Source organism: Deltaproteobacteria bacterium, from assembly GCA_016874775.1.
GTDB lineage: Bacteria > Desulfobacterota > Binatia > Bin18 > Bin18 > VGTJ01.
This window is the reverse complement of the sequence record VGTJ01000277.1, coordinates 1-4,887: the sequence shown is the minus strand read 5'-3', so window position 1 is coordinate 4,887 and position 4,887 is coordinate 1. Positions and strand designations below refer to the sequence as shown.

Annotated in this window: 3 protein-coding genes, 1 tRNA gene and 1 other RNA gene; all 5 read left to right on the top strand. The window is 50.2% G+C overall.

Annotation, left to right across the window (positions count from 1 at the left end; genetic code table 11):
• Positions 1-646: 646 nt before the first annotated feature.
• Positions 647-736: transfer RNA gene (locus tag FJ147_27125), tRNA-Ser, on the top strand.
• 8 nt (positions 737-744) lie between these two features.
• An RNA gene (gene ffs, locus FJ147_27120) (signal recognition particle sRNA small type) lies at positions 745-842 on the top strand.
• 103 nt (positions 843-945) lie between these two features.
• Positions 946-2,739: a DNA polymerase III subunit gamma/tau gene (gene dnaX / locus FJ147_27115; protein ID MBM4259559.1), complete on the top strand. Its 1,794-nt coding sequence runs from the start codon at positions 946-948 to the stop codon at positions 2,737-2,739.
• A gap of 9 nt (positions 2,740-2,748) precedes the next feature.
• The gene (locus tag FJ147_27110; protein ID MBM4259558.1) at positions 2,749-3,063 is read left to right on the top strand and encodes a YbaB/EbfC family nucleoid-associated protein; all 315 of its coding nucleotides are present in this window, start codon (positions 2,749-2,751) and stop codon (positions 3,061-3,063) included.
• Positions 3,064-3,099: 36 nt separating this feature from the next.
• Positions 3,100-3,696: a recombination protein RecR gene (recR, locus tag FJ147_27105; protein ID MBM4259557.1), complete on the top strand. Its 597-nt coding sequence runs from the start codon at positions 3,100-3,102 to the stop codon at positions 3,694-3,696.
• The last annotated feature ends 1,191 nt before the right edge of the window (positions 3,697-4,887 follow it).

Here is a 4,887-nt window from a genome sequence, read left to right as displayed (position 1 = left end):
GAACTATACGCTTCTTCCTCGCTCTTAATCGGTAACTTAATTCTTGCCCATGCCTTAGTGGGGCGTTTACCCTAACTTCGAGTGACCTGTCAAGGGGTGACAGGTACGAGAATTACCAGAATTTGAAAATCCTTGATTTCTGGGGCAGCGTAAGCCTCTGGAAACGCGTAGGACGATATTGTACCAAAGGGCAGATTCGGATGAAAAAATATTGGTTCAGACTTCGTGCCAGCCTTTGTTTTTGTCCGCTGGGATTTGTTCAGCGCAAAGTAAAAGAAGAAAGCTTCATAAATCATGAATACTAAGTAGAGTGGGCTCTGCGTTCAAGAAACCGACCCTTGGGAGAAGCGGTAAATAGGCTATAATTCCCTAGGTCATTTTAATCATGTGTAGCGATCCTCCTCATTCACGAGGCAACAGGCTCAGCATGAATGAGGGGATTTCTCTTTTCGTTCTGTACACTCTGAGCACATTGAAGGGGAGATGTTCTACTGTTGTCTCCGCTGTAAATACGATGCCTATACCGAGGTTACAGTGAGGATTTATTTCCTCCTTGCGGGAGCACAACGGAGGTGTTACAACCTCAAAAACCCTCTAGAAATAAAGAATGAGAGCCAGTTGTCTCTCGATGTGAGAAGGTTGGTGGGGAGAGGTGCCAGAGTGGCCGATTGGGCACGACTGGAAATCGTGTGTACCTTTACCGGTACCGAGGGTTCGAATCCCTCCCTCTCCGTCAGTGGTGATAGCTAGGTCCTGCGCAAGGGAGGTCGGGAACTCCGCCAGGTCCGGAAGGAAGCAACGGTACCGATTCTAACCCTGTGCCGCAGGGAAGCCTAGCTATCACCAGTGGCGGCGCGAACAATGCAAAATGTAAAATTAAAAATGGAGAACGACGAAATTTTCTTTCCCCATTTTGCATTTTGCATTTTGCATTTTTAATTTTTCATGAATATGAGCTACCTTGTTCTTGCGCGTAAGTGGCGACCGCAAACCTTTGACGAAGTTGTAGGGCAAGAACATGTGACCCGGACGCTGCGTAATGCGATTACCAGCGGGCGAGTGGCACATGCGTTTTTGTTTACTGGTCCTCGCGGTGTGGGAAAAACCACTACTGCACGCCTGTTAGCCAAAGCCCTCAACTGTGAGAATGGCCCAACTGCTGAGCCATGTAACACTTGCAGTAATTGTACTGAGATTACTGCTGGCACTGCGCTCGATGTGTTAGAAATCGATGGTGCATCGCATACCGGTGTCGATAATATCCGTGATCTGACCGAAGGAATCCAATACCGCCCGGTCAAAAGTCGCTTTCGTGTGGTCATCATTGATGAAGTCCACATGTTGTCGAACGCGGCGTTCAACGCCTTACTCAAGACCCTTGAAGAACCTCCACTCCATGTCAAGTTTATCTTTGCCACCACCGAATCTCATAAAATACTGGCGACGATTTCCTCACGCTGTCAACGCTACGATTTCAAACGTATTCCGTTGCGTGAGCTTATCGCCAAATTGCGTTCGATTGCTGAACGCGAAGGCTTGACGGTTGATGATCGTGGACTTGCCCTGCTTGCTCGTGAAGCTGACGGCAGCCTGCGTGATGCCGAATCGTTACTGGACCAAGTTGTAGCCTGGAGTAACGGAGAGATTAATGAACGAACAGTGCAAGAGTCCCTTGGTGTTGCCGACCGGCAAGCATTGTTCCGGCTCGTGGAAGACGTATTGGGTCAAGACCCGGCTTCAGCGTTACGCTTAGCTGGGGATTTATATCAACATGGGTATGATCCACGACGTCTTTGCCATGATTTGCTTGAACATTTCCGCAATCTGGTTTTCGTCAAGGTCAACCCGGAACTGGCAGCCCTGGCGGATCTTCCTGATCACGAAATCGCTGAGGTCCAACAGCAAGCTTCACGACGCTCGCTTGAAGATTTGCAACGGCTCTTTACTCTTACTCTGCGAGCAGAAGAAGACGTCAGCAAGACTGCGTATGCTCAGCTCGTTGTCGAGATGACCCTGGTCAAACTTGCCAGCCAGCCAGCAGTATTGCCGATTGATGAAGCCTTAGCCCGACTGGAAACTGTCGCTCAGAGTTTGAGTGGCCAACCTTTATCTGCGCGCCCAGCAAGTCAGCTGCATTCACCTGCGGCACAACCCGCTGTGTCTATGGCGCCTCTGCGTCCGCCTGCTCCATTACCTAAAGACGAGGTCCCGGCTCTTCGTCCTGCAGTGAATCCGCGTCGAGAAGATCCGCCACCGTCTCGTCCAAGACCTTCTCCCATGCAGCAAGAAGAAGATAGCCCGCGGGTTGAAGAAGCTACTGCTGTGAATGCCGACCAGCAACAAGCCTGGGATAAATTTTTAGCTGCGGTGCAGAAGGAAAAGATTTCCGTGTTCTTTGCCCTGAAATCTGGTCGCCTCCTCGATATCACCCAGACCAGTCTCCGTATTGGCCTTGAGAAAGATCCCTATTTTAAGGAACTCTCTCGTAAGGAAAATGTTGCTTTCCTGGAGACTGCGGCGAAACGCGCCTTTGGGCGTCCATTGACGGTAGAAGTCACAAAAGGTGGTGCCACTTCCTCTCCGTCGCCGCCGTCACCAGTGCCTCATGGAGGGCAGGCCGCGACTCCTCAAAGCCAACCTGGAACGGATGACTCTCTCGTCAAAACTGTCCTTGATGTTTTGGGAGGAGAAGTCCAAAAAACCCGCTCGCATCGAGTATCTAACGAGCCGTCACAATAAGGAGCAGCTATGGCAAACATGGGCGATTTGATGAAACAGGCCAAGCAGTTGCAAGATAGACTCAGCCGCGCGCAAGAGGATGCTGCCAATAAAACAGTAGAAGCCTCTGCCGGTGGCAAGATGGTGACCGCTGTGGTCAGTGGCCGCCTCGAATTAGTCTCACTACGGATTGAGCCCACGGTGGTTACATCTGGTGATCAAGAAATGCTGCAAGACCTGGTGATCGCTGCGGTCAATGAAGGACTGCGTAAAGCCCAGAAGCTCATGGCAGATGAGATGGCGAAGGTGACCGGAGGTCTGAAGATTCCTGGTTTGACTGCTTGAGGAAGTCTGTCTGTTCTTTGCGAGACGAAGGATATCATGCCGCTGACTCCCGCACTTGCACGCCTTGTCCAGGAGTTAGGGAAACTCCCAGGTATCGGTGAGAAAACGGCGACTCGTTTGGCGTTGTTTATCTTGGGCGCTGGGCGCGAATATGTGGAAAATTTATCTGAAGCGATCTGGGCGGTAAAAGCAGAGACATCGTATTGCCAACAGTGCTTCAGTTTTGCCGAAGGCGATTTATGTCCGGTTTGTAACGACCCGAAACGGAGTGACGAGGCGATTTGTGTTGTAGAAGAACCCGCAGATCAAATGGCCGTTGAACGAGCACAGGAGTACCATGGCCATTATCATGTTTTACAGGGAGTCCTTGCTCCACTTGATGGTATCGGACCTGAGCAACTCAAAATTACCCAACTGATGGAACGGCTTCGTCGCGGACACACACGTGAGGTCATTATTGCAACCAATCCGACGGTGGAAGGTGAAGCCACAGCGTTGTATCTGGCGAAACTCATTAAGCCGCTAGGCATTCGTGTCAGCCGTATTGCCCACGGCATCCCGATGGGCGGCGATGTGGAATACGTTGATGCTGTCACTCTCGGTCGTGCTATTGAAGGGCGACGAGAGATGTAGTTTCTCATCGTGCCGCGCTTTACACGTTTCTGCCCCTTTGCTACAACTCTGCCTCACGATCCTCGGTAGCTCAACCGGCAGAGCAATCGGCTGTAAAAACCGTGAATCGATGGCTGAGAAGCGAACATACGCAGATCGTCGAGTATACTTAATAGAAGTTGTTCGTAGACGACGGAAAGAGTTACGCCAGCGAGCAATTGCCCACAAAGGTGGGTGTTGTCAGGTATGTGGATACGATCGATGTATGGAAGCTTTGGAGTTTCATCATACGAGTTCTTCGCACAAGGATTTTGGTATTTCCAGCAAAGGGTACACCCGCAGTTGGGAGAAAGTTCGCGAAGAATTAAGGAAGTGCATACTCGTGTGTGCGAATTGTCATCGTGAGATTCATGCAAAGTTGCAGCCTCCGTGGGAAACCACGGTTGAACAACTGGGTGAATTCAGGGAAGCCTAAACTAACTTTGTAGCATGGTAACCCTGAGCGAAGCCTGCTGAAGGGTTTGAAGTAAGCAGGAACGTGCAGAGACTAGAGGCTGAGGAACCCAACCAATAAAGCCTCACAAGCGCCCGGCGCCCTCATCTGGTGTACTTTCACTAGATGGGCGATGAGATAGTCCGAACCTAAGAGAAATCTTGGGGCTTTCGTAACCGATGGGTTGTAGGTTCGAGTCCTACCCGAGGAGCCTTCACGAGGAGGGCTGTGAGTATCGAGGCTCACAGCTCTGCCCTTTATTCTTCCGGAAAAACGCACCTCAATAATTACCCTTAGACCTAGTAAATTTCACCCCAGGTCCTAAATTTATAATTAGGAAAGGACCTAGCGCTAATGCTATTATCGGGTATAGAGACTGGTCTCGGTAGAGGCTTCCTGTAGGCGTGTCACAAGCAGGCACTCTACGGACGAATGAACAAAAGACGAAGAGAAGTCGATCTCTGATCCAGAACCTAGATCTTACGACACTTCACTATCAGCGACCTTTTCGGAGAGGATCGTCATGTATAATGACTTCTTTGGCTTTCGTGAACGCCCCTTTAGCGTCACTCCTGATCCCCGCGTTTTCTATATGCGTTTTCTGGACCAAAATGATCACCGATTCTGATGCAACGTGATCATCGATTCTGATGCAAGTTGATCAGTGATTCTGGTTCAACGTGATCAGTAAGACACCGAAACCAGAATGGGTGATCAAG